General features: G+C 74.4%; 13 protein-coding genes. 5 read left to right on the top strand and 8 right to left on the bottom strand.

Annotated elements, in window-relative coordinates; all coding sequences use genetic code 11:
* Nucleotides 1-39: 39 nt before the first annotated feature.
* On the bottom strand, nucleotides 40-465 hold the full coding sequence (locus GA0070623_RS07930; RefSeq protein ID WP_067302551.1) for a VOC family protein: 426 nt from the start codon (nucleotides 463-465) through the stop codon (nucleotides 40-42).
* A gap of 40 nt (nucleotides 466-505) precedes the next feature.
* Nucleotides 506-1234, bottom strand: coding sequence for a 4'-phosphopantetheinyl transferase family protein (locus GA0070623_RS07925; protein WP_067302553.1), 729 nt, complete (start codon nucleotides 1232-1234; stop codon nucleotides 506-508).
* Between the two features lie 168 nt (nucleotides 1235-1402).
* Between GA0070623_RS07925 and GA0070623_RS07920 the strand changes: the two genes are divergently transcribed.
* The 5 genes from GA0070623_RS07920 (at nucleotide 1403) to GA0070623_RS07900 (ending at nucleotide 16139) form a co-directional block, all read left to right on the top strand.
* Nucleotides 1403-7924 (top strand): amino acid adenylation domain-containing protein, encoded by a 6522-nt coding sequence (locus tag GA0070623_RS07920; RefSeq protein ID WP_407937969.1) that lies wholly within the window; start codon nucleotides 1403-1405, stop codon nucleotides 7922-7924.
* Nucleotides 7921-13044: a non-ribosomal peptide synthetase gene (locus GA0070623_RS07915; protein ID WP_067302556.1), complete on the top strand. Its 5124-nt coding sequence runs from the start codon at nucleotides 7921-7923 to the stop codon at nucleotides 13042-13044. Before GA0070623_RS07920 ends, GA0070623_RS07915 begins: the two co-directional genes overlap by 4 nt.
* Nucleotides 13045-13132: 88 nt before the next feature.
* On the top strand, nucleotides 13133-14245 hold the full coding sequence (locus GA0070623_RS07910; protein WP_067302558.1) for a saccharopine dehydrogenase NADP-binding domain-containing protein: 1113 nt from the start codon (nucleotides 13133-13135) through the stop codon (nucleotides 14243-14245).
* Nucleotides 14242-15375 (top strand): Gfo/Idh/MocA family oxidoreductase, encoded by a 1134-nt coding sequence (locus GA0070623_RS07905; RefSeq protein WP_067302560.1) that lies wholly within the window; start codon nucleotides 14242-14244, stop codon nucleotides 15373-15375. Before GA0070623_RS07910 ends, GA0070623_RS07905 begins: the two co-directional genes overlap by 4 nt.
* On the top strand, nucleotides 15372-16139 hold the full coding sequence (locus tag GA0070623_RS07900) for a thioesterase II family protein (protein ID WP_067302563.1): 768 nt from the start codon (nucleotides 15372-15374) through the stop codon (nucleotides 16137-16139). The genes GA0070623_RS07905 and GA0070623_RS07900 overlap by 4 nt, the downstream gene beginning before the upstream one ends.
* A 25-nt stretch (nucleotides 16140-16164) precedes the next feature.
* Here GA0070623_RS07900 and GA0070623_RS07895 read toward each other — a convergent pair whose 3' ends face one another.
* The 6 genes from GA0070623_RS07895 to GA0070623_RS07870 all read right to left on the bottom strand — a co-directional run bounded on the left by GA0070623_RS07895 (nucleotide 16165) and on the right by GA0070623_RS07870 (nucleotide 22761).
* Nucleotides 16165-17769 carry an AMP-binding protein gene (locus tag GA0070623_RS07895; RefSeq protein ID WP_067302566.1) on the bottom strand — a complete coding sequence of 535 codons (1605 nt, stop codon included), beginning with the start codon at nucleotides 17767-17769 and terminating at the stop codon, nucleotides 16165-16167.
* Nucleotides 17766-18782, bottom strand: a complete 1017-nt coding sequence (locus GA0070623_RS07890) for a methyltransferase (RefSeq protein WP_067302569.1) — start codon at nucleotides 18780-18782, stop codon at nucleotides 17766-17768. The genes GA0070623_RS07895 and GA0070623_RS07890 overlap by 4 nt, the downstream gene beginning before the upstream one ends.
* 65 nt (nucleotides 18783-18847) lie before the next feature.
* Entirely contained in the window at nucleotides 18848-19225 is a 378-nt protein-coding gene (locus GA0070623_RS07885) for an MmcQ/YjbR family DNA-binding protein (protein WP_331715202.1), read from the bottom strand.
* A gap of 1 nt (nucleotide 19226) precedes the next feature.
* Nucleotides 19227-20324, bottom strand: coding sequence for an acyl-CoA dehydrogenase family protein (locus GA0070623_RS07880; protein ID WP_084261066.1), 1098 nt, complete (start codon nucleotides 20322-20324; stop codon nucleotides 19227-19229).
* A 30-nt stretch (nucleotides 20325-20354) separates the two neighbouring features.
* Nucleotides 20355-21512, bottom strand: coding sequence for an acyl-CoA dehydrogenase family protein (locus tag GA0070623_RS07875; RefSeq protein ID WP_067302574.1), 1158 nt, complete (start codon nucleotides 21510-21512; stop codon nucleotides 20355-20357).
* 49 nt (nucleotides 21513-21561) lie between these two features.
* Nucleotides 21562-22761 carry a cytochrome P450 gene (locus tag GA0070623_RS07870; protein ID WP_067302579.1) on the bottom strand — a complete coding sequence of 400 codons (1200 nt, stop codon included), beginning with the start codon at nucleotides 22759-22761 and terminating at the stop codon, nucleotides 21562-21564.
* Nucleotides 22762-22838 lie beyond the last annotated feature (77 nt).

Here is a 22838-nt window from a genome sequence, read left to right as displayed (position 1 = left end):
GCCGCCTGGGCAAGTCTTTACGCGTGTTTGCCGAAAACCCTATGCCGAGGCTTTCCGGGGCAGGTAGCTGCCGAAGCACCACACGTGCCCCTCCAGGTCGTAGGCTCCGTAGTCACGCGAGCCGTACGAGGTGTCGTGCAGGTCGTAGACCAGCTTGGCGCCGGCCTGCACCGCCCGGGCGTGGTGCTTGTCGACGTCGGCCGCGTCACCGACGCAGATGTAGATGCCGCCGCTGGTGGCCGGCAGGTCGCGCGGGCTGACCATGCCCAGCGTGTCGTGCGGACCGCCGCCGCCGAGCTGGATCGTGGAGTCTCCCCAGCTCAGCTCGGCGTGCACCACCTCGCCGTCGACCTCGGTGATGTCGAAACGCTCCAGGCCGAACGCGTCGACCAGCCAGTCGACGGCGGCGGTCGGGTCCTGGTAGCGCAGGAAGGGAATGACCGGGGAGAACGATCGGTCCGACATGAAACCTCTTCTCGGGTAGTCCATCCATGCGGTGTGGACATCATAGGCGACTCGCCTTTTCGCAAGGGTCGACATCGCACTCGACGACCGTCAGCCGGCGCCCGAGCGTGGCCAGCGCGCCCCGGTAACCGTCGCCGACGGCCAGGTCGCTCAGGTGCACCTCGACGTGCGGAGGTGGACGGTTCGCCCAGCTCAACAGGGATGCGGGGGCATCCGGGGCGCTGACGGTGAGGTCGGCCGGGGACAGCACGAGACCGTCCCCGGTCGCCTTGAGGACGGCCTCCTTGCGGGTCCAGTACCGGATGAACCCGGCGAGTCGCCGCTGCTCGGGCAGGTCGTCGAGCACCCGACGCTCCGCCGGGGACAGTGCCGAGACCGGGATCCGACCGCCCCGCAACGCCACCCGTTCGATGTCCACCCCGCACACGGTGTCGCGGGCGATCGCCACCACGACCCGTGCCGCCGAGTGGGACACCGACACGTGCAGCACACCCGTGCGGGTGTGCACCTCCAGCCGACCGTGCGGGCCGGCGCAGTGCCGGCAGGTCGAGGAGAAGACGACGTCGCGGGGATCCGTGTCGGCGTGTCGGGCGGCCAGCAGCCGGGCGGTGACCCGGCCGGTGACGAAACGCGCCCGGGCCTGCTCGTGGCCCAGCGCCCGGGCCCGCGCCCGTTCGGCGTCGTCGAGCAGGGCGGACAGCCGCCCGGGGGCCGGCCCGACCGGGCACCGCCAGATCAGGCACTCGTCGCCGCCGAGTCGCTCGCCCACGCCGTGCCTCCCGTCCGGCGGCGTCTTCCGCCTCGCCTTCGTGGCGAGTCTTTCCTAGTGTTGCCGACTATCTCTAGACCCGAGTCGAAAGTCGCTGATAGCTTAGCGCCAGCCGACCGGAGACGTCATACCGGAGACGTGGTAGAGCCTTACCGAGGAGACGCGACATTGGACGCTGCCGCCGACACCGAAACGACCCTGACCCTCGACGGCATGCGGGCAGACGTCGCGGAGGCTCTCGGCTGCCCGCCGTCGTCGGTGGGTGACGACGACGATCTGCTGATGCTCGGCCTGGACTCGATCGCGCTCATGCGGCTGGCCAGCCGCTGGCACCGTCAGGGCGCACCGGTCACCTTCAGCACCCTCATCGAATGGCGCACCCTCGCGCAGTGGTGGGGCCTGATCGAGGAGCGGCACACCGAGGCCCGACCGGCTCCCCTGCCGCCGGTGGTGGTCGACGAATCCGCGCCGTTCGGCCTGGCCACCATGCAGCACGCGTACTGGGTGGGCCGGGCCGACGGACAGCCGCTGGGCGGCGTCGGCGCCCACTTCTACAACGAGTTCGACGGCACCGGCGTCGAGCCCGACCGGCTCGACGCCGCCGTCCGCGCCGTGCTGCGGCGACACGGGATGCTCCGGGCGGAGTTCCACGCCGACGGCACCCAGCGCATCCGGCCGGAGAGCCCGTGGCCCGGTCTGACCGTGCACGACCTGCGGGACCTGCCGCCGGCGCGGTGCGAGGAGGAGCTGGCGCGGCTGCGGCACCGACTGTCCCACCGGCGGCTGCGGGTGGAGCAGGCGGAGACCTTCGACATCCAGCTGTCCCTGCTGCCCGGCGGCGCGACCCGGGTACACGTGCACGTCGAGATGCTGGTCGCCGACGCGCACAGCTTCCGCCTGATCCTGTCCGACCTGGCGGCCTTCTACCGCGACCCCGACCGCCGGACGCCTCCGGTCGGCCTCAGCTACCCCGCCTACCTGGCCACCGTCGCCGCCCGCCCGGACGAGGCGCGCGACCGGGCCCGCGGGTACTGGCGCGAGCGGCTGGACACCCTGCCCGGCCCGCCCCAACTGCCGACCGCAGTAGACCCGGCCGGCGTCACCAGCCACCAGGTGGTCCGCCGCTACCACTGGCTCACCCCGGCGCAGCAGGCCGACCTGGAACGGCGTTCGGCGTCGGCGGGGGTCACCCTGTCGATGGTGTTCCTCACCGCCTTCGCGGAGGTGCTCGCCGCCTGGAGCAGCACCGGCCGGTTCGTGCTGAACCTGCCGATGTACGACCGCCGCCCCGTCCACCCCGAGGTCGGCGAGATCGTCGGCGACTTCACCAACCTGATCCTGCTGGAGATCGACACCACCGGCCCGGCCGGCTTCGTCGACCTCGTCCGCCGGCAACAGGACCGGCTGCGCAGCGACGCCGCGCACTCCGCGTACAGCGGGGTCGACGTGCTGCGCGACCTGTCCCGTGCCCGCAGCGGCCAGCCCGTCGGCGCACCCGTCGTCTTCACCAGCGCGTTGAGCCTCGGCGAGCTGTTCGACGCCGAGGTCCGCGACTGCTTCGGCACGCCCGGCTGGACGATGTCCCAGACCCCGCAGGTCTGGCTCGACTACCAGATCACCGAGCGGGAGGACGGCCTCTACCTCAACTGGGACGTCGTGGACGAGCTGTTCCCCGACGGGTTCGTCGCCGACATGTTCGCCGCGTACCTGGGCATCGTCGACTGGCTGCTGGACCCGGCCACCGACTGGTCCGAGCGGGCACCGGTCGCGCTGCCCGCGCACACGGCGGCGGTGCGGGCGGCGGCCAACGACACCGCCGGCCCCACCGACGACGCGCCCCTGCACCGTGACGTGTTCGCCCTCGCGGCCCGCGAGCCCGACCGGCCGGCGGTCCTGTCCGGCACCGACCCGACGAGCGTGCTCACCTACGGCGACCTGGCGGGCCGCGCCCAGGCGCTCGCCGACGAGCTGACCACCCGTGGCCTGACCCCCGGCGACGCCGTCGCCGTCACCCTGCCCAAGGGCCCCGACCAGATCGTGGCCGTGCTCGGCGTGCTGCGGGCCGGCGGGGTCTACGTACCGGTCGGCGTCGACCAGCCCGCCGCCCGGCGTGAACTGATCCGGGCCACCGCCCGGGCCCGCTTCACGGTCACCACCGCGTCGACCGCGCCCGGGTCGGCCGACCCGTCGACGGTGCTGACCGTCCCCACCGCCGGTGTGCCGCTGCGCGCCGACGTCCCGACGGTCGATCCCGGGCAGGACGCCTACCTGCTGTTCACCTCCGGCTCCACCGGCACCCCGAAGGGCGTGCGGGTGCCGCACCGGGCAGCCCGCAACACCCTCGACGACCTGGTGCGACGGTTCGACATCGGCCCGGACGACCGGGTCCTCGCGGTCTCGGCACTCGACTTCGACCTGTCGGTGTTCGACATGTTCGCCCTGCTCGGCAGGGGCGGTGCCGTCGTCACCGTGGACGAGGACACCCGCCGCGACCCGACCGCCTGGCTCCGCCTGGTCCACCGGCACCGGGTGACCGTCTGGCAGTCCGTACCGGCCCTGCTCGATCTGCTGCTGACCCAGGCCGAGGCGACGGACGACGGCCCGCTGCCGCTGCGGCTCGCCGTGCTCGGCGGTGACCGGGTCGGCCTCGACCTGGCCGGCCGGCTCGCCCGCCTGGCCCCGGACAGCCGGCTCTACGGCCTCGGCGGCACCACCGAGACGGCGATCCACTCCACCGTGCAACTCGCCCCGGCGGACCCGCCGCCGCACTGGCGGTCGGTGCCGTACGGCGTGCCGCTGCGCAACCAGCTCATGCGGGTCGTCGACGAACACGGCCGGGACCGGCCGGACTGGGTGCCCGGCGAACTGTGGATCGGCGGCCGGTCGGTGGCCGCCGGCTACGCCGGTGACCCGCAGCGCACCGCCGACCGCTTCGTCGAGCACGCGGGGCAGCGCTGGTACCGCACCGGCGACCTGGCCCGGTACTGGCCGGACGGCACGGTGGACTTCCTCGGGCGTACCGACTTCCAGGTGAAGATCCGGGGACACCGGATCGAGCTCGGCGAGATCGAGGCCGCGCTGGAGCGTGATCCCGACGTCGCCCGCGCCGCCGCCCACGTGGTCGACGGCACCAGCCTCGCCGCCGCGGTCACCGTCGTCCGCGCCGACGCGGACCCCCAGGCGATCCGCCAGCGGGCCGCCGACCAGCTGCCGCCGTACATGGTGCCGGCCGTCGTGGTGGTCCTCGACGCGTTCCCGCTCTCCGCCAACGGCAAGATCGACCGCGGCCGGCTCCCCGAGCTGCTCGCCGCCCGGCCCACCGTCGCGGGCACCCCGCCGCGCGGCGAGGTCGAGACGACGGTGGCCGCCCTCTGGTCGGAGCTGCTCGCCGTGCCCGAGGTGTCCCGGGAGGACAACTTCTTCGCCCTCGGCGGCGACAGCCTGGTCGCCACCCGACTGCTGACCCGGCTGCGGGAGGCCGGCATCGTCGGCGCCGAACTGCGTCACCTGTTCCACGCCCGCGACCTGGCCGGCTTCGCCCTGCCGCTGCGCGCCGAGGGCACGGCGGCCACCCGCACCGGACGGCGTGAGCTGGCCGCCGACCCGGCCCACCGGCACGATCCGTTCCCGCCCACCGACGTGCAGCGCGCGTACTGGATGGGGCGCACCGACGACTTCGCCCTCGGTGGGGTCGGCTCCCACTGGTACTGGGAGTTCGACGGCGGGGACGTCGACCTCGACCGGCTGGGTCGTGCCGTCAACACCCTGATCGCCCGGCACGAGATGCTCCGCGCCGTCTTCGACGACAACGGCGACCAGCGGATCCTGCCCGAGGTGCCGCCGTTCACCATCACCGTCCACGACGGGCACGAACACCTGGCGACACTGCGCGAGGAGCTGTCCCACCGGATCCCGGACCCGTCCCGGTGGCCACTGATCGACATCCAGGCCGTCCGGCACCCCGGCGGCACCCGCGTCGCGTTCAGCTTCGACTACATCGTGCTGGACGCGCTGAGCATCGTCGTCTTCTTCGCCGAGCTGTCCACCCTCTACCGCGACCCCGACGCCGCACTGCGGCCCCTGGGCGTGTCGTTCCGCGACTACGTGCTCGGCGCGACGCCACCACCGGAGGTGGTCGGGCAGGCGCAGGCGTACTGGCGTGGACGGCTCGACGACATCGCCCCGCCCCCCGCGCTGCCGCTGGCCGTCGACCCGGAGACCCTGGTCGCCCCGCGGTTCGTCCGCCGGGAACGCAGCCTCACCCCCCGGCAGTGGGCGGCGATCACCCGCCGCGCCCGCGACCACCGGCTCACCCCGGCGGCCGTGCTCGCCACCGCGTACGCCGAGGTGCTCAGCGCCTACAGCGGCCAGGACGCGCTGACCCTCAACCTGACCATGTTCCAGCGTCACGACGTGCACCCGGACATCGGCGCGATCCTCGGCGACTTCACCTCGCTGGTGCTGGTCGGCTACCGGGGCGCGGCCGGGCGGTCGTGGCGGGAGACCGCCCACCTGTTCCAGCAGGACCTGTGGGCCGGGCTGGAACACAACGACGTCTCCGCCCTGTGGGTGCTGCGGGAGCTGGCCCGCCGTCGCGACGGCGGCACGGTGAGCATGCCGATCGTGTTCACCAGCGCCCTCGGGGTCGCCGCCGACCTGGTCAACATGCGGTTCCCGTTCGGCGAGCTGACCTGGGGCGTCTCGCAGACCCCGCAGGTGTGGCTGGACAACCAGGTGATGGAGCGCGACGGCGGGCTCACCTTCAACTGGGACAGCGTCGACGAGCTCTTCCCCGACGGGCTGCTCGACGCCATGTTCGACGCCTACCACCGGCTGCTGTGCTGGCTCGCCGACGGCGAGTGGGACCGGCCGCTGCCGGACATGCTGCCGTCGGAGCAGCGCGCGGTCCGCGCCGCCGTCAACGCCACCGACGCGCCGGCCCCCGACCACACCCTGCACGGGCCGTTCTTCGCCAACGCCACCCGCGATCCCGACCGGCTCGCGGTCGCCTACGGCGAGACGTCGGTCAGCTACGGCGAGTTGGCGAACCGGGCGCTGCGGATCGCCGGGGCGCTGCTGCGCGCCGGGGTGGAACCGGGCGACGCCGTCGCCGTCACCGTGCCCCGCGGACCGGACCAGGTCGCCGCGGTGCTCGGCGTGCTCGCCGCCGGGGCGTCGTACGTGCCGGTCAGCGTCGACCAGCCCGCCGCCCGCCGCGACCGGATCTACGCCAAGGCGCAGGTGACCGCCGTGGTGGGCCGGCCCGGTGTGCACCACCTGCCGACCGTGGCTCCCGACGTGGCCGGACCCGCACTGCGCGGGCCGGTGACGGTCGACCCGCGGGCACTCGCCTACACGATCTTCACCTCCGGCTCCACCGGCGAGCCGAAGGGCGTGGAGATCACCCACCGGGCCGCCGTCAACACGGTGACCGACATCAACTCCCGGTACGGTGTCGGGCCGGACGACCGGGTGCTGGCCGTCTCCGCACTGGACTTCGACCTGTCCGTCTACGACGTGTTCGGCCTGCTGACCGCGGGCGGGGCGCTGGTCGTGCCGGCCGAGGAGGAGCGCCGGGAAGCCCGCCGCTGGGCCGAGCTGGCCCGCCGGTGGAACGTCACCGTCTGGAACTCGGTGCCCGCCCTGCTGGACATGCTGCTCGTGGCCGCCGGCGAGCACCCGCCGGCCAGCCTGCGACTGGCCCTGCTCTCCGGCGACTGGATCGGCCTGGACCTGCCCGACCGGCTGGCCCGGGTCGCCCCGCACGCCCGGTTCGTCGCCCTCGGCGGCGCCACCGAGGGCGCGATCTGGTCCAACGCCCACGAGGTCGAGACGGTGCCGGAACACTGGCGTTCCATCCCGTACGGCCGCCCGCTGCGCAACCAGCGCTACCGGGTGACCGACCCGCGCGGCCGGGACTGCCCGGACTGGGTGCCCGGGGAGCTGCGCATCGGCGGCACCGGGGTGGCCTCGGGCTACCGCAACGCCCCGGAGCTGACCGCCCGGCAGTTCTCCGTCGACGACGACCGCCGCTGGTACCGCACCGGAGACCTGGGCCGCTACTGGCCGGACGGGACACTGGAGTTCCTCGGCCGGGTCGACTTCCAGGTCAAGGTGCGCGGGCACCGCATCGAGCTGGGCGAGATCGAGGCCGCCGCCGAGGCCCACCCGCTCGTCGCACGGGCGGTGGCGATGGTCGTCGGGCAGCCGCCGAGCCAGCACCTCGGCCTCGCCGTCGTCCCCGCCACCGAGGGCACGGAGCCCGAGCTGGCGCGCTGGCTGGCCGAGCGGCTGCCCGCGTACATGGTGCCCGAGTACGTCGTGACGGTGGACCGGCTGCCGCTGACCGGCAACGGCAAGGTCGACCGGCAACAACTCGGCACGCTGCTGCGCGCCGACCCGCTCGACGACGCCGCCGAGCCACCCAAGGGACCGACCGAGGAGACCCTCGGCGCGCTCTGGTCGCAGCTGCTCGACCAGCCGGTCGTCGACCGCCGACACAGCTTCTTCGCCCTGGGTGGGGACAGCCTGCTGGCCACCCGCCTCCTGGAGACGCTGCGGCAGCGGTTCGGCGTCGCCATGACCCTGCGGCAACTGTTCGCCGTACCCGTGCTGGCCGACCTGGCGGCTGCTGTCGACGAGCAGCTCCGCACGTCAGCCGACGAAGACGTCGAGGAAGGTGTCATATGAGCAACGACCCCCGCATCCCTGTCCAGCGGCTGGTCACCGACCTCGAACGGGCCGGCCTGCGGCTGTGGGCCGAGGACGGCGCGCTGAAGTTCCGGGCCCCCGCCGGTTTCATGACCGACGAGCGGCGCACCCTGCTGCGCGCCCGCCGCGACGAGATCCTCGCCCACCTGGCCGACGGCGGGATGCCGCGCGTCGTACCGGACTCCGAGCACCGGCACGAGCCGTTCCCGATCACCGAGGTGCAGTCGGCGTACCTGCTGGGCCGCGGCTCCACCTTCGCCTACGGCGGCGTCGCCTGCCACGGCTACGGCGAGCTGCACTACCCGGATCTGGACCCGGAGCGGATGACCCGCGCCTGGCGGACCCTGATCGCCCGGCACGACATGCTCCGGGCGGTGGTCGACATCGACGGCTCGCAGCGGGTGCTGCCGCAGGTCGAGGAGTACCAGGTCGCCGTGGACGACCTGCGCGGCCGCGGCCGTGACGCGTTCGACCGCGGGGTGGTCGAGGTGCGCTCGGCGATGGACCACCGGGTGTTCCGGCCCGACGTGTGGCCGCTGTTCGAGGCGCGGCTGACCCGCGGTGACGACGAGGCCGTGCTGCACGTGTCGGTGGACTTCCTGATCGCCGACTTCGTCAGCATCCAGATCATCCTCGACGAGCTGCACCGGCTCTACCACGACACCGGGCCGCTGCCCGAGCTGGAGATCGGCTTCCGGGACTACCTGCTGGCCGAGCGGAGCTGGTCGGCCGGCCGCCGGGAGACCGACCGCGACTACTGGCTGCGCCGGGTGGACGACCTGCCGCCGGGCCCGGAACTGCCGGTCACCACCCGCGCCCGGCAGACCGAGGGCCGGTTCCGCCGGCTGGCCACCACCCTGACCCCCGAGCTGTGGGAGGGGTTGCGCAAGCACGCGGGCCAGCACGACGTCAGCCCGTCCGGGGCGGTGCTCGCCGCGTACGCGCACGTCATCGGCGCGTGGAGCCGTCGCCCCACGTTCACCCTGAACGTCACGCTGCTGAACCGGCTGCCGCTGCACCCGCAGGTGTCCGCCGTCGTCGGCGACTTCACCGGCGTGGAGCTGCTCGCCGTCGACCAGCGCGGGGCGGACACCTTCGACCGGTACGCCCGCGCCGTGCAGGCCCAGCTGTGGCAGGACATGGACCACCGGGCGTTCTCCGGCATCGAGGTGATGCGGGAGGTGACCCGGCGGCGGGGTGCCGAGGCGGCGCTGTTCCCCGTCGTCTTCACCAGTGCGATCGGCCTCGGCGAGGCCGGCGCCACGGAGTCGGTGTCCCAGGGACGGCTCGGTTACGGGATCAGCCAGACCCCGCAGGTCGTCATCGACTGCCAGAACTCCGAGCGTGACGGCGGGCTGTCGACCAACTGGGACGTCCGCGAGGGCGTACTGCCCGACGGCGTGGTCGACGACATGTTCGCCGCCTTCGAGCAGCTGCTGGGGCAGCTCGCCACCGACGACCAGGCGTGGCAGCGGCCCCCGTCGAGCCTGCTGCCGCCGCGGCAGCGCCGACGTCGCGAGGAGGTCAACGCCACCGCCGCACCGCTGGTCCGGGCCCGGCTGCACGACGCGGTCCTCGCCCAGGCCCGGCTCACCCCGGACGCCCCGGCGGTGGTACACGGCAGCACCACCCTGAGCTACCGCGACCTGGCCGCCCACGCCACCGGCGTCGCGGACCGGCTCGTCGCGGCGGGCTGCGCACCCGGCGACCTCGTCGGGGTGACCCTGGAACGCGGCCCGGAGCAGGTCGTGGCCGTGCTCGGCGCGCTGCTCGCCGGTGCCGTCTACGTGCCGGTGGACACGGTGCAGCCCGCCGCCCGACGCGACACGATCCTCACCGGCGCCGGCGTACGGCACGTGTTGACCTCCCGCGCCCTGACCGCCGGCCAGTGGCCGTCCGGGGTGACCCTGCTGGCGGTGGACGAGGTGCCGCCCGCCGACCCGCCGGCCGAACCGGGCGGAGCGCAGCCCGCCGACCTGGCGTACGTCATCCACACCTCGGGCTCCAGCGGAACGCCCAAGGGCGTCATGATCACCCACGAGGCGGCGCTGAACACCGTCCTCGACATCAACGCCCGGTTCGCCGTCGGCCCGCAGGACCGGGTGCTCGGCCTCTCCCACCTCGGCTTCGACCTGTCGGTCTACGACATCTTCGGCCCGCTGTCCGTCGGCGGCGCGCTGGTCGTCCCCGACGCCGAACGGCGGGCCGACCCGTCGCACTGGGCCGACCTGGTGGCCACCCACGGCGTGACGGTGTGGAACTCCGTCCCGGCCCAACTCCAGATGCTCTCCGGATACCTCGGGGTGGCCGGGGTCGGGCTGCCCACCCTGCGGCTGGCGATGCTCTCCGGCGACTGGATCCCGGTGGCCCTGCCCGACCAGATCCGCGCCCAGGTGCCCGGCCTGACGGTGGTCAGCCTCGGCGGGGCGACCGAGGCGTCCATCTGGTCGATCCACTACCCGATCGGCACCGTCGGCGAGGGCTGGGCCAGCATCCCGTACGGCCGGCCGCTGGCCAACCAGACCTTCCACGTCCTCGACCCGCTGCTGCGGCCCTGCCCCGACTGGGTCACCGGCGAGCTGTACATCGGCGGCGCCGGCCTGGCCCGCGGCTACCTGCACGACCCCGAGCGCACGGCGGAGCGGTTCATCGTGCACCCGGCCACCGGTGAGCGCCTCTACCGCACCGGGGACCTGGGCCGCTACCTGCCCGACGGGGACATCGAGTTCCTCGGCCGGGAGGACCACCAGGTCAAGATCCGTGGCCACCGCATCGAGCTGGCCGAGATCGAGACCGCCCTGCAGGGTCATCCCGACGTCGCCGCGGCGGCGGTACTGGTCGCGGGCGACCAGCCGTTGGAGCGTACGCTCGTCGCCTTCGCGCAGCCCGCCACCGCGACACCCCCGGCCCCGGAGGTGGCCGGGCTGACCGCCGTCGCGGTCCGGGCCGGCGACGCCGCGCTCGACGGGGTCGACCCGGACCGCTACCTGGAGTACGCCCACCGGCTCGACCAGGTGGCCCTCCCCGCCATGCTGGACACCTTCCGCCGCGCCGGCATGTTCACCACTCCCGAGGACCGGCGGACCGCCGCCGAGGTCGTCGCCGCCACCGGGGCCGCGCCCCGGCACCACCGGCTGCTGCACCGTTGGCTCGCCGCACTGGTGACCGAGGGTCTGCTGACCGTCGAGGGCGACCACTACCGGCTCACCGGCACCGTCGCGCCGGACGCGCTGGACACCGCCTGGGCCGCGGTGGACGCGGTGGCGCTACCGGGCGAGGAGCGCCTGCTGGACTACTTCCGGGCCAGCATCCGGCACCTGCCGGCGCTGCTGCGCGGCGACGAGGATCCGCTCCAGCTGCTCTTCCCCGAGGGCCGCCTCGACGTCTCCGAGCAGCTCTACGAGGAGGCGGTCTTCAACCGCTGGGCCAACCGGGCCGCCGGCGCCGTCGTGGCGGAGCTCGGCACCCGGTCCCGGCGTCCCGGCCCGCTGCGCGTGCTGGAGGTCGGCGCGGGCGGCGGCGGCACCACGGCGGCGGTCCTCGACGCGCTCGCCGGACAGGACGTCGACTACCTGTGCACCGACCTGTCGCCCTACTTCGTGGGGAAGTCACAGGCCCGCTTCGCCGAGGTGCCGGGCGTCCGGTTCGGCCTGTACGACCTGGACGGCGACCCCGCCGAGCAGGGTCTCGCGCCCAACTCCTTCGACCTGGTGGTCGCGGGGGACGTGCTGCACACCACCGCCGACGTCGACCGGGTCCTGGAGCGGCTGCGCGGGCTGCTCGCCCCCGGCGGCTGGCTGGTGGCCCTGGAGATGACCCGCGACCACTACCAGATCATGACGTCGCTGGAGCTGCTGGTCCGCCTGGACGACGCCACCGGCGACTTCACCGACGACCGCGCCGGGACCGGGGCGGTCTTCCTCACCCGCGACCGGTGGCGCGACATCCTCGACCGGGCCGGCGCGGACGCCACCGTCTGCCTGCCCGCCGAGGACACCTTCGTCGGGCGGATGGGCATGTGCGTGCTCGCCGCCCGGTTCAAGGCCGACCGCGCGCCCACGCACCCCCGGACGCTCACCGACCACCTGCGCGCCGTGCTGCCCGAGTACATGGTGCCGGGCACCGTGGAGATCCTCGACGAGCTGCCGGTCACCGACAACGGCAAGATCGACCGCCGGTCCCTGGCCGGGCGGCTGGGCCGCCGGCAGAGCCGGGCGCAGACCGGGCTGGCCGGGGTGGCACCCGAAACCGACCTCGAACGCGACCTGGTCGCGATGTGGAGCGAGGCCCTCAGCACGCCGGTCGGGCGCGACGGCAACCTGTTCGAGCTGGGCGGGGACTCGCTGGTGGCCGCCCAGCTGGCCGGGCGGATCATCGAGGAGATTCCGCTGGCCCGCACGCTGTTCTTCGACGAGGTGCTGCGCAACCTGTTGGAGCTGGCGACCGTCGCCCGGCTCGCGCAGTGGCTGACCGCCGCCGCCGAGGCGGGGGAGCAGGCGACGGAGACCGGCCCGCAACGCCGGGCCGACCTGCTCGTCGCCGTGCACGCCGAGGGCACCGGCGTGCCCCGGATCTTCCTGCCCGACGAGACGGGATCGGCCGACGGGGTCGCCCCGCTCGCCGCGGCGCTGCGCCCTGCCGCACCGGCCTGGGTGTTCACCGGCGCGGGGCTGGACCTGCTGCCCTCGGTGGACAACGCCGCCGCCGCGTACGCCCAGGCGGTCGTCGACGCCGACCTGCCCCAGGTGGAGCTGCTCGCCCACGGACCGATGGCGGTCCTCGCCGTCGAGGTGGCCCGGAACCTGACCGAACGCGGGGTGCTCGTCGAGGGGCTGCGCCTGGTCGCCGCTCACCGCCCGGCGGCCGGCACCGGGGACGGGCCGACGGCCGGGGTACGCGACGCTCTCGCCCGCCACGAGCCGTCCATCTACGCCGGGGACATCACGGTGGTGCTGCCGGCCCGGGACGCGGAGACCGAGTTCTGGGAGGACCTCTGCCTCGGCAGCTTCGACGTGGTCGAGACGGACCTGTCGGCGGAGCAGCTGCGCTGGTCCGCCGAGCCGGTCGCGCTCTGCACCGCGTTGGGTCCGGCGCGGTGAGCCGCCCGGTCTCCGGCACCGGCGGACGGGGCGTCCGGCGCGGCACCGGCGACCCCACCGGGTCGCCCCCGGTCGGCGGAGGCCCCCGGTGAGCCGGCCGGTGGTCGGCGTGGTCGGGGCGGCCGGCGCGGTCGGCACCGCCGCCGTCACCGAGCTGCACCGGCACCGCCGGCACGCGCTGCGTCTCGCCGGCCGCCGCCGCGCCCCTCTCGACGCGCTGCGCGGCGGGCTGTCCGCCGACGGCGACGCCCCGCCCACCGTCGAGACCCTCGACCTCGCCGACACCGACGCGCTCCAGCGCTTCTGCGCCGGCTGCGACGTCGTGCTCAACTGCGCCGGCCCGGCACACCTCGTCGAGGACCGGGTGGCCCGGGCGGCGCTCGCCTCCGGCGCCGACTACGTCGACGCCGCCGGTGACGACGTGCTGTGGGAGCAGGTGCGGGCACTGGTGACGGGAGCGCCGGAGCGGACCGCCGTCATCAGCGCCGGCATGATGCCCGGCCTGAGCGCGCTGCTGCCCCGCCACCTCGCCGCCACCGGGTCCGCACCGCCGCGCGCGGTGCTGGGCTACCTCGGTGGCCGTGACCGGTTCACCGCCACCGCCGCCGCCGACTACCTGCGGGTGGGGGAGGGGTTCGGCCAGGCCGGGGCGGCGTTGACCGGGGGCGTCCGGGCCGCGCGGCCACTGCCCACCCGCACCGACGTCGAGCTGCCGTTCTTCCCGGAGCCGGCCACGGCCGTGCCCTACCTGAGCACCGAACTGGAACGGGTGGCCCGGAGCCTGGGCGTCGCCGACGCCACCTGGTACTCCGTCTTCGCCGGCCCGCACGTCGCGCAGGTGCTGCGGCAGCCCCCCGGCGGTGGGGACGCCCCCGAGGCCCTGCGCCGCGCCGCCGAACTCGACACCTTCGGGCAGCCGACGTACCAGCTGATCGTGGTGGAGCTGACCACCGCGGCCGGTGACGCCCGGACCCTGGTGCTGCGCGGCGCGAGCGCCAGCGCGCTGACCGGCGTGTTCGCCGCCGTCGCCGTGGCGGCGCTCACCGGGGGAACCCTGCCCGCCGGCCTGCACCACGCGGGCGAGGCGCTCGACCCGCGGTTCGCGGTCGACCTGCTCACCGGCTCCGCCGAGGTGAGCGACCTGAGTGTGTACGACAGCGACGCCGCCGGTGTCGGCGGCCACGTGGAGGAGGCACTGTGAGGCAACGTCCCCGGGTGGTCGTCTGCGGCGCCCGCTTCGGTCAGGTCTACCTGGAGGCGTTCCGCAACCCGGACCTGCCCTTCGAACTGGCCGGGGTGGTCGCCGCCGGCAGCGAACGCTCCCGGGCCTGCGCCCGCCGCTACGGCGCACCGCTGTACACCGATCCGGAGCAGCTGCCCGACGACATCGACATGGCGTGCGTGGTGATCCGGGGCGGCCTGCTCGGCGGCCGCGGCTCGGAGCTGGCCCGCGCCCTGATGGCCCGGGGCATCCACGTGCTCCAGGAGCACCCCCTGCACCACGACGAGCTGGCGGAGAACCTGCGCACCGCCCGCCGGCACGGGGTCGTCTACCACCTGAACCCGTTCTACACCCACGTCGCCCCGGTCCGCCGGTTCGTCGCGGCGGCGCAGGAGCTGACCCGGCGGCAACGCCCGCTCTACGTCGACGCGGCGGCCGGGTTCCAGCTCGCGTACTCCCTGCTGGACATCCTCGGGCAGGCCCTCGGCGGGGTGCGCCCCTTCGTCTTCGGTGACCTGCCGGAGTCGACCCCGCCGGTGCGCGCCTCGACCTCTCTGGACATCCCGTTCCGCAGCCTCGACGGGGTGCTGGCCGGGGTGCCGGTCACCCTCCGGGTGCAGAACCAGATGGACCCCGCCGACCCGGACAACTACGCCCACCTGATGCACCGGATCAGCATCGGCACGGAGGCCGGGAACCTCACCCTGGTCAACACCCACGGACCGGTCGTCTGGTCGGCCCGCCCCGACTTCCCCCGCGAGGTCGCCGACCCCAACGCCGACCCGCACTACGCCACCATGCCGGACGACGCGCAGGCGCCCAGCGCCGTGGTGCTCGGGCCGGCCACCGTGCCGTCGTACCGGCACATCTTCCGCAGCCTGTGGCCGGCGGGCATCGCGCACGCCCTCACCGAGCTGCGTCAGGCCGTCGAGGAGCGGCAGGACCCGTTGCGCCGCGGCCAGCACCACCTGTCGCTGTGCAAGCTGTGGCAGGACCTGACCCTGCGGCTCGGGCCGCCGGAGCTGCTCTCCTCCACCCCGCCCCGGCCGCTGACCGACGAGGACATCGCCGCCATCGCCGCCGCCGGTGACAAGGCGGCCGGCTCGTGACGACGAACGCGCCGACCACCTCCTGGTTGCGCCGCTACCGGCCGCGTCCGGCCGCGACCAGGCGGCTGGTCTGCTTCCCGTTCGCCAGCGGCAACGCGACCTTCTACCGGCAGTGGGCCGTCCGGCTGCCCGCCGAGGTGGAGGTCGTGGCGGTGCAGTACCCCGGCCGGCTGGACCGCATCCACGAGCCGTGCGTGACGGACATGGACACGATGGTCGACGGGATCGTCGCCGCGTTGCAACCGCTGCTGCGAGACGACCTCACCCTGTTCGGGCACAGCATGGGCGCGGCCGTCGCGTACGAGGTGGCGCACCGGCTCGAACACGGTCTCGGGCTGCCGCCGCGCCGGCTGATCGTCTCCGGCCGTCCGGCCCCGCAGCACCACCGGCCGGGCGTCAAGCACCTCGGCAGCGACGAGGAGCTCTGGGACGAGCTGCGCCGCCTCGGCGGCACCACCGACGAGACGCTGGCGCACCCGGAGCTGCGCACCGCCCTGCTGCCCACCCTGCGGGCCGACTACCGCCTCGTCGAGACGTACCGGCCCACCCTCGGCGCACCGCTGTCGGTGCCGGTCACCGCGATCACCGGCGACGACGACCCGGAGGCGCACGTGCCCGAGGTCGCCGACTGGCGACGCCGCACCACCGGGGAGTTCCACCTCCGGGTGCTGCCCGGACACCACTTCTACCTGATCGACCGGCAGGCCGAGGTACTCGACCACCTCCGCGAGGCCTTCGGGCCGACCACCGCCCGGCCGCGTTGACCGCCCGGCCGCGCTGACGGTCCGGTTACGGTGCCACGGGCACGGCGGTCGGCACCGTTGCGGCGAGCCGCCCGGCGAGGTGGTCCTGCCACATCAGGCGGCGGCGGGGCTTGCCGCTGCTGGTCCGCGCCACCACACCCGGCGGCACGACCAGCGCCGTCACCGGTACCCCCTCGGCCACCGCCTCGGCGGCGGCCCGGGCCGCCGGCAACCAACCCGGCTCGGGGCGGACCAGCAGCAGCACCACCCGGGGCGCGTCACCGACCTGCCCGAGCAGGGCGGTGATCCGCCCGGCGGGCGCACCGCAGGCCGCGGTCGCCGTCGCCTCGACGTCCTCGGCGAGCAGCATCCGGCCGCGCACCTTGACCCCGTCGCCGAGGCGACCCAGCACGAACAGCTCGCCGTCGTCGAGGAAGCCGGCGTCCCCGGTGCGCAGTTCGCCGTCGGCCAGCCGGGTACCGCTGGCGGTACCGTCGGCGTCCGCCGGCAGGTAGCCCGCGGCCACGGCGGGGCCGCGCACCACGATCTCGCCGACCGTGCCGTCGGCGACGGCACGCCCGTCGTCGTCCACCACCGTCACCCGGGCGTCCGCGAGCGGACGCCCGCAGCCCACCACCGCGCCCTGCTCGACGGTGACGGTCCGCCAACCGGTGTCCAGCGGTACGCCGGTCACCGACAACGTCGCCTCGGCCAGCCCGTACGCGGGCAGCAGCGCCGCACGACGCAGCCCGTGCGGTGCGGTGAAGCGGGCGAACTCCGTCAGCAGCGCCGGTCGGATCCGCTCCGCGCCGACGATCACCGCCCGCCATCCGGAGAAGTCCATCCCGGCCAGCGCCGCCCGGGGCACCCGCCGCACGATGTGGTCCAGCCCGAAGGCCGGCATCGCGGTCAGCCGGGCACCCCGCAGGCCGAAGCACTCCAGATACCGCACCGGCCGCCGGACGAAGTCGCCGGGCGACATCAGCCACAGGTCCGAGCCGGTGGCCACCGGTGCCAGCAGACAGCCGACCAGCCCCATGTCGTGGTGCACGGGCAGCCAGGAGGCGGTCGGATCGTCCGGTGTCATCCGCAGCCACCGCTGGATGCCGGCGACGGTGGCCGCCAGCGCCTGATGGTGCACCCGTACCCCGCGCACCAGTCCGCTGCTGCCCGAGGTGAACTGCACCAGGGCCAGCCCGGCCGGCTCCGGCGTCCGCCGGTCGGCCACCGCCCCGGTGAGCAGCCCCTCGCCGTCGTACGCCGGCACACCCTCCCCGGCGCACACCTCGGCGACCAGCGACAGCGCGGGGTCGTGCACGACCAGCCGGGGCGCGCTGGCCCGCAGCACGCCCCGCAGGTGCCCGGCCCAGCGCTCCCGGTCGCCGAAGGGCGGCGGCGGCGCCACCGGCGAGGCGGCGGCACCGGCCACCATGCTGCCGAACAGCAGCCCCACGAACCGGGGCCCGGTGGTCTCCACGATCGACACCACGTCGCCCGCGCCCACCCCGGCGTCGCGCAGCGCCGCCGCGTACCGGCGCACCAGCGTCGCCAGCTCGGCGTACGACCACAGCCGCCACGAGCCGTCCGGCTCGGCGAACCGGATGCCGCGCCGCTCGTCGGGCCGGTCCAGCCAGCCGAGCAGGCCGGTCACGCGGGCGCTGCCTCGATGATCGGGAACATCGGGGTGGAGACGCTGCGGACCAGCTCCAGCCCGGCCCGGCCGAGCAGTTCGCCCTGGTGGTCGAGGGTCCGCGCGCCGCCCGCGGTCAGGGTGTGCATGAGCAGGTCCATCCGGCGGGCCAGGGCGGGCACCTCGGCCTCCTGCCGCCCGGCCTCCATGATGAACAGCCGACTGTGCGGCTTCATCGCCGAGCGGACCCGGCCGAGGATGCCGACGACCTCGTCGTCGCTCCAGCTGTAGAGGATGCGCTTGAGCACGTACGCGTCGCCGCCGGGCGGGATCGGCCCCTCCAGGAAGCTGCCCGCCACCACCTCCACCCGGTCGGCGACCCCGGCGGCGGCGAACACCTCGGGGGCGTTGGCCACCACGCCCGGCAGGTCGAACAGCACCCCCCGGCTGCCCCGGACCCGGCGCAGCAGACTGGCCAGGAAACCGCCGTTGCCGCCGCCGACGTCGACGATGCTGCCGAACCGCCGCCAGTCGCAGGCCCGCAGCACCGCCAGCAACTCCATGCCGGTGACCCCGCTCATCACCTTGTCGAACGCCTCGCCGTCCTCGGGCTGGGCGCGCAGGTGGTCCCACATGGACCGGCCGTGCACCACGTCGAACGCGGGGCCGCCGGTCCGGATCGACTCGGCGAGGCCCTCCATCGCCCGGGTGCACGCGACCGGCGACAGGAAGATTTCGCGTGCCGAGTAGGGGTGCTGCTCGCGCAGCAGGTCCGACAGCGGGGTCAGCCCCACGGCGTCCGGCTCGACCAGCTCGAACACGTCCCGGGTCGCCAGGTACTCCAGCGTCTTGCGCAGTGTCGGCTCGTGCGTTCCGGTCGCCTGGGCCAGCCGGGACATCGGCACCGGCCCGTCCACCAGGTGGTCCGCCACGCCGAGCAGGCACACGGCGCGGATGGTGTACGGCAGGAGGTAGTCGCCGAGTTCGAGCAGCTTGAAGATCGAGTCGGCGTCGATGGTGCGCCTGGTGCCCACGGGTGTCTCCGTTCCTTCGCGTGAGGTGCCGACGGCCGCTGGCCGCCGGAGTCGCGCGGCGGGCGTCAGGAACCGGCCTCGTCGAACTCGGCCTGCAGCTTCCTGGACGCGAGCCGGCGCCATGCATCGGTGATCAGCTCTTGCAGTTGCGTCGGGTCGACGGTCGCCAGCTCGACGAACGTCCAACCGCTCTGCCCGTACTTGTTGTTCGGCGCCGAGAAGGTCGCCGGGTCCTGGTGGATGAGCGCCGCCTGCTCGGCGACGTCGATCCGCATCCCCATCACCCCGGGCTTGGGCAGGGTGCAGAAGATCTTGTTGTTGACCCGGAAGTCGGTCACGTCGAAGTGGGCCGACTGGTGCGCTCCGGGGAGCGACAGGGCGATACTGCTGACCGTTTCGTGGCTGACCACTGCGGACTCCTCGTCGTCGATGGAAGGCGTCACGCTAGCGCCCCTCGGGCGTGGTCGGGGTGAACTCGCCCGGATCGTCGGGCCGGAGCAGCCGTTCGGCCACCCGGTCGTGCGGATCGTCGCCGAACCCCGGGAAGGCCTCCAGCCACAGCGCGCGGCGCAACCAGCGGTGCAGCGGGAACTCCCACGTCACCCCCATCCCGCCGGTGACCTGGACGGCGGTCTCGCAGGTGCGGACGGCCGCGCCGCGCGCCACCAGCACCGCCTCGTCGACCGCCTGCGCGCCCGCCGGGGACGCCTCGTCCCCTACCAGCCAGGCCGCCCGGTACGCCAGCGACCGGGCCGACTCGGTGTCGACGTACGCGTCGGTCAGCTGGTGCGCGACGGCCTGGAAGCTGCCGATCGGCCGCCCGAACTGCTCCCGCAGCCGGGCGTGGGCGACCGCCATCTCCAGTGCGCCCGCCGCGACCCCGACCGCCTCGGCGGCCAGCAGCACCCCGCCGCGCAGCCGGGCCAGGCGGGCCACCCGCGGGGTGTCGGCCGGCTCGACGAGCAGCCGGGCCGGGGTGTCGTCCCACCGGAGCCGGGCCATCCGACGCAGCGTGTCCAGGGTGGACAGCTCCTGCACGACCAGCCCGGTCGACCCGGTGTCGCAGGCGAAGACGGCCGGTCCCTCGTCGGTGTGGGCGCGGACCACCACACAGCGCACCGCCCCCGCCTGGGGCACCGCCGGCACCTGCCCGGTGAGCAGCCAGCCCTGCCGCGACCGGGTGGCGTGCACCGTCCCCGCGCCGGTAGGCGCGGCACCCTCCGGGGCGCCGTCGGCGACGGTCGCCGGCAGGCTCAGCGGCTCCCCGGCGGCCCGCAGGTACGGCGCGGCCAGGGCGACGGTCGTCCACCACGGCGTCGGGTGCAGGCACCGCCCGCTCTCCTCGGCCAGCAGCGTCAGCTCGACCATGCCGAGGTCGTCGTCCAGCCAGCCCTGCCGGGTCAGCTCCGGCCAGGCCCCCGCCTCGCTCCCGCCGGGGCACTCCGCCAGGGCGCACACCCGCGAGGCCGGATACCGCCGCTCGAGGTGGTCCCGCGCGGCCCGCCGGATCTCCTGCTGCTCATCGGTGAGGGCAAAGTCCATGGTCTTCTCCGTGTCGTCGCGGGCCGGTGGTCACTGGCGGGATCTGGGCAGGCCCAGCACGCGCTCGGCGACGATCCCGCGGAGGATCTCGGAGGTGCCACCCTCGATCGTGTTCGCCCTGCTGCGCAGCCGCTGCCGCTGCCAGTACCCCTGCCAGGCGGCGTCCGCGCCGTCGAGCAGCGCGGCCGGACCCTGGACCCGCAGCGCGAGCGCGCAGACCCGCTGGTGCAGCAGCGACCATTCGAGCTTGAGGATCGACGCCTCGGCGCCGGGCTCGCCGGAGCGGCGCAGCGTGGCCAGCGACCGGTAGCCGGTGTACCGCAGCCCCTGCAGGCGCGCGTGCAGCACGGCCAGCTCGCGGCGTACCGCCGGGTCGCCCGCGGCGTCGGCCTCGCGCACCAGGCGCAGCAACCGGTCGAACTGGGCGACCAACCGGGCGGTGAGGGTGATCCCGAAGGTGCCCCGCTCGTGGGCCAGCGTGGACAGCGCCACCGACCAGCCCCGGCCCACCTCGCCCACCACGTCGGCGTCACCGACCGGCGCGTCGACCAGGACGATCTGGTTGAAGTCGGTGTCGCCGTTGAGCTGCCGCAGGGGCGACACCTTCACCCCGGGCGCCCGCATGTCCAGCAGGAAGCAGGTCAGTCCCCGGTGCTTCGGTTCGGCGGGGCCGGTGCGGGCCAGCAGCAGGCAGTGGTCGGCCAGGTGGGCGTAGGACGACCAGACCTTCTCCCCGTCGAGCAGGTAGCCGTCCGGTTCCGCCCGCCGGGCGGCGGTGCGGACCGCCGCCAGGTCCGAGCCGGCCTCCGGCTCGGAGAACCCCTGACAGAACAGGGTACGACCGGACAGGATGCCGGGCAGGTACCGCGACTTCTGCGCGTCGGTGCCGTGGGCGATGAGCGTCGGACCGACCATGTTCATGCCGATGATGTTGATGTGGTCCGGCGCCCCCGCACGGGCGGTCTCCTCGACGAAAATGGCCTGGTAGGTGGCGCTGAGCCCGCGGCCGCCGTACTCCCGGGGCCAGGTGATGCCGGCGTAGCCCGCCTCGGCCAGGTCGCGGCTCCACGCGCGCAGCTCGTCGGTGCTCCACGACCGGGACGGGTCGTCGTCCGGCAGCCGGGACCGGAGCCAGTCGCGCAGCCCCGCGCGGAACGCGGCCTCGGCCGGGTCGTCGTGCAGATTCACCGCGGTCCTCGCTTCCTGGTGCGGGTCCGGCCCCGCCTGCTGGTCGCCGTCACGCCGGGCGCACCACGAGCGGCACCCGGTCGTACGTGCGGAAGTTGAAGCGCGGCCGGCGCACCGGTTCGCCGTCGAACTCGATCGCGCTGGTGCGCCGCAGCAGCCGGTCGAACACGGCGACGCCCTCGGCGCGGGCCAGGGCGGCGCCCAGGCAGTGGTACACGCCGGCGCCGAAGCTCAGGTGCTGGTTGGGCCGGCGGCCGACGTCGAAGCGGTCCGGCTCGGGGAACTGCCCGGGATCCCGGTTCGCGGACCCGACCAGCAGGTAGAGCACCCGACCGGGGCGGACGACCCGCCCGGCCACCTCCACCGGTTCGAGCGGGCTGCGCATGGTCACCTGGATCGGCGCCTCGTAACGCAGCATCTCCTCGACGGCGGTGGCGGTGTCGACCTCGCCCGCCCGGAGCCGGGCCAGCTGGTCACGGTGCTCCAGCAGGGCGACGATGCCGTTGGTGATCATGCCCATCGACGTCTCGAAACCGGCGTAGAAGACCGTGATGGCGTTGTCGACGATCTCCTCGCGGCGCAGCCGCTGCCCGTCCGCCTCGGTGGTGGCCATCCGGGTCAGCAGGTTGTCGCCGCCGGGGCCGTCCTCGACGAGGTCGCCGAGGTACGCCCGCAGCCACCGCAACGAGCGGACCGCCTCGCTGGTGTCGCGGTCGCCGTCGAACGCGACGTCGCTGAAGGCCCGCACCAGCTGTGCCGCGTGCGGCCACAGCAGGGACCGGTCGGCCGGCGGCACCCCGAGCAGGTCGCAGATGACCGTCAGCGGGAAGGGCAGCGCGAGGTCGGCGACCAGATCCGTCCGGCCCGCCGCCAGGACGGGTTCGAGCAGGTCGTCCACGATCGAGGTCATGTGCTCGCCGAGCCGTCGGACCAGGCCGGGGCTGAACGAGCTGACCAGGACCCGGCTGGCGAGCCGGTTGCGCTGGCCGAGGTTCTGCCCGGACAGGAAGCCGCTGAGTTCCGGATCCCCGACGGTGAAACGGTAGTACTGCTCGGGTAGCGTCTTGGTCAGCCGCTGGTCCTTGAGCAGGGCGGCCACCTCGCGGTAGCCGGGTACCACCCACTGCCCCGGCCCGTTGGCCAGCACCGCGCCGGTGCGGCGCAGCCGCTCGTAGGTGGGGAACGGGTCGGCCAGCAGCTGCGGATCCGAGACGTCGAAGCTGAGCCGTGGCGCGCGAACGGCTGTCATAGGGGCCTCCCGACGGGACCGGTACGGCGTGCACGCCCCCGTCCGCCGCCGATTATTCGGGCTCCGCAAAACTCGTG

Origin of the sequence: Micromonospora rifamycinica, from assembly GCF_900090265.1 — a bacterium.
Classification (GTDB): Bacteria; Actinomycetota; Actinomycetes; order Mycobacteriales; family Micromonosporaceae; genus Micromonospora; species Micromonospora rifamycinica.
The sequence above is the reverse complement of the archived record's forward strand: the minus strand, read 5'-3'. Positions and strand labels throughout refer to the sequence as shown.